Consider the following 2717-nt stretch of genomic DNA (forward strand, 5'->3'; position numbering starts at 1 on the left):
CGATCACCGAGATCATCAAGGAAGCCCATCAGCGTGCGCTCACCGCGCGATGAGCACACCGCGGTCTGACACACATATCCTGTGTGCTTCGGTCGACGTTGCGACAGGCTGAGTCAAGTTCGACGTCACGCTTGCGGGATTAACCGCGAAGTCGTTGAGCGCGCCTGGTCGGTGAGCAGCAAGGGCAGCGACGGATCCGCTGAGTATTTTTTTCCGGTAAGACTCGTCCACGGCGGCGATCGAGGCAGGGTCTGTACGCAGGATGAGGTCGACCTTGTAGCGCACGCCGGCGGCGTCGACGTACGCCTGCGACTCGATGGCGTGGCGGTACCAAAACCCGTTCATCCCAAACCCGGATCGGACATACAAGTCGTCGTCGACTCGCACGACCCATACCGGCGTCGAGCGGTTGTACCCACCATTCTTACGCTCGCTGCTGATACGGATTTCCTCTTGATCGGCGATCTCGCTGAGAGTTTTTGGTTTCCAGCCGACTGTCATGTTTGCTTCTTCGTTGGTTAACGTTGTACCGGCACGAACGCGACTGGTGTTACTGGCACCGTCACCATTGCCTCGGCCGGTTGCCCACAGCGGCCCCGTGCGCTCGACACGCTTACAAAACGTCGGCGTCTTAGCTGGCGTTCGCCGGTGCCCGCGTCAGGAATTCGGCCAGGTGCTCGACCGCCACCCGCAGTCACCGCCACCCTCAGCTTCAGTCATAGTCGCCTCCTCAATTGTGTAACCGCAAGGTGGGAGATCTGATCTGGCTGTAGCCTCCATCAACCGACAGTGCGGTTCCCGTGGTGAAGCTACTTAGGTCGGAGGCGAGAAACACGACCGCATTCGCGACTTCGTCGGCTTGTGCGAGCCTTCCGAAGGGAATTTCTTGGCCGCGTGGCGTTTTTAACTGTTCCATGCTCTCGGCGACGGCGTTGTCGACCAGTTCGTTCGGACCTGGTGCGTCAGTGGATGCCAGGTTGACCGTATTGACCCGAATGTTGCGATCTGCCAGTTCGTTGGCCCAGGTGTGGGCGAACGAGCGCAGTGCCGCGTTCGTGGCGGCGTAGACACTGGCCCCGATCCGGCCCCGGTCCGCGGCAACCGAGGCGGTCAGAATGATGGAAGCGCGGTCGTTGAGCAGCGGCAACAGCGTCTGAATGGTGAGGACCACACCTTTGACGTTAATTCCGAACAGCGAGTCGAAATGCTTGTGAGTGATCTCGCCAAGGGGAGCTGCACCGGCGATGCCGGTGTTGGCGAAGATGGCATCGACGCCGTTGCCTGTTGCGGCCACTATCGCGCGGAGTTTCTGCAGGTCGGCCGATCCGGTGACGTCCCCATGTATTGCTGTGGCTGCCGCACCGAGCGTGGCGACAGCTGCATCCAGTTCGGCGGGGCGGGGCGAGAAGATGAATATTGTCGCGCCTTCCTGGACGAATCGACGTGCGGTGGCAAGTCCTATCCCGCGGCTGCCGCCGGTGATGACCGCTGTCTTACCCGCCAAGAGGGCCATGAATTCTCATCGACCAAAGTAGTGGTTCACACGGGCGGTGTACCCGTTGGAGACGCGACCAAGGCGGCGGGCATACCGGTAACCCGGTCCGCGGCAGTGGTGGCCGGCACTCCCGACGTCCGTCACGGTCGGCATAGTGTGGTACCTCATCACAAGTTCTCCTTGATAAACGCCGGGACTCCCCTCTCTGCCAACCTGGGTTGAGGCACCTGCCGCCTGACAATCAGTGACCCGAGGGCGGGGATGGAGAGCTTCCCCGAGATGTCGAACAAGGTGACCACGTTGGTCCGAGCGACCGGGATCGAAGATCCTGGTCGGATGAGTAGCGGTGCTGGAACGGAGCGTCCCGACCCTGAGGTGCCCGAGCGTGCCCGGCGCAGGACGTTCACCGCGAAGTACAAGCTGGAGATCCTGGCCGCCTACGACGCCGCCCCCGATGGTGAGAAGGGTGCGTTGTTGCGGCGGGAGGGCCTGTATTCCAGCCACATCGTGGCGTGGCGGCGGGCTCGGGACGCCGGCGCGCTGGCTGGGCTGACTGTTCCGCGCGGACGTAAGCGGCGCGACCCGCAAGCCGAGCGGATCGCGCGCCTTGAGCAGGAGAAACGGCAACTGGAGCAGGAGCTGGCCAAGACCCGCTTGGTGGTGGATGTGCAGGCAAAACTGCACGCGCTCTTGGAGACGCTCTCCGAGAGCGCGGATACCGAGCCGAGGTCGACGCCGTGACCGACACCGCGATCGCCGAGCTGGTCGGGTGTGTCGGGGTCCGGGAAACATGCGAGGCTGTTGGGGCCGCGCAGGCCAGCTACTACCGGCGCCACCGCACCAGCGCGCCACCGGCTCGGTCGATGCTGATCCCGCACCGGGACCGACACCAGCCGCGGGCGCTGAGCCAGGTCGAGCGCCACGCGATCCTCGACGTTTTGCACAGCGACCGGTTCGTCGACATGGCGCCGGCCGAGGTGTGGGCCACGCTGCTCGACGAAGGCGTCTACCTCGGCTCGATCTCCACGTTCTACCGGCTGCTACGCCAGGCCGGCGAAACCCGGGAACGGCGCCGGCAGGCCACCCACCCGGCCGCCGTGAAACCGGAACTGGTTGCCTACCAGCAGAATTCCGTGTGGTCGTGGGATATCACCAAGCTGCGCGGCCCCGCGAAGTGGACGTACTACTACCTGTACGTGATCTTGGACATCTTTTCGCGGTA

The 2717-nt window shown here is 63.5% G+C and carries 2 protein-coding genes and 2 pseudogenes; 2 read left to right on the top strand and 2 right to left on the bottom strand.

The window, feature by feature from the left end; genetic code table 11:
* Positions 1 to 39: 39 nt before the first annotated feature.
* Positions 40 to 501 carry a DUF2255 family protein gene (locus JWP83_RS16730; protein WP_297732002.1) on the bottom strand — a complete coding sequence of 154 codons (462 nt, stop codon included), beginning with the start codon at positions 499 to 501 and terminating at the stop codon, positions 40 to 42.
* Between the two features lie 229 nt (positions 502 to 730).
* Positions 731 to 1513, bottom strand: a complete 783-nt coding sequence (locus JWP83_RS16735; protein ID WP_297732004.1) for an SDR family oxidoreductase — start codon at positions 1511 to 1513, stop codon at positions 731 to 733.
* Between the two features lie 318 nt (positions 1514 to 1831).
* On the opposite strand from JWP83_RS16735, the pseudogene JWP83_RS16740 reads away from it, so the two are divergent.
* A pseudogene (locus JWP83_RS16740) lies at positions 1832 to 2050 on the top strand (IS3 family transposase); the annotation flags it as partial.
* Positions 2051 to 2232: 182 nt separating this feature from the next.
* Positions 2233 to 2717, top strand: a pseudogene (locus JWP83_RS16745) (IS3 family transposase); the annotation flags it as partial.

This window comes from Mycobacterium sp. (assembly GCF_025965855.1).
GTDB lineage: Bacteria > Actinomycetota > Actinomycetes > Mycobacteriales > Mycobacteriaceae > Mycobacterium.

Bases quoted from the DNA above. Each gene is read 5' to 3' on its own strand.
- JWP83_RS16730 (WP_297732002.1), bottom strand. From the start codon at position 501: ATGACAGTCGGCTGGAAACCAAAAACTCTCAGCGAGATCGCCGATCAA.
- JWP83_RS16735 (WP_297732004.1), bottom strand. From the start codon at position 1,513: ATGGCCCTCTTGGCGGGTAAGACAGCGGTCATCACCGGCGGCAGCCGC.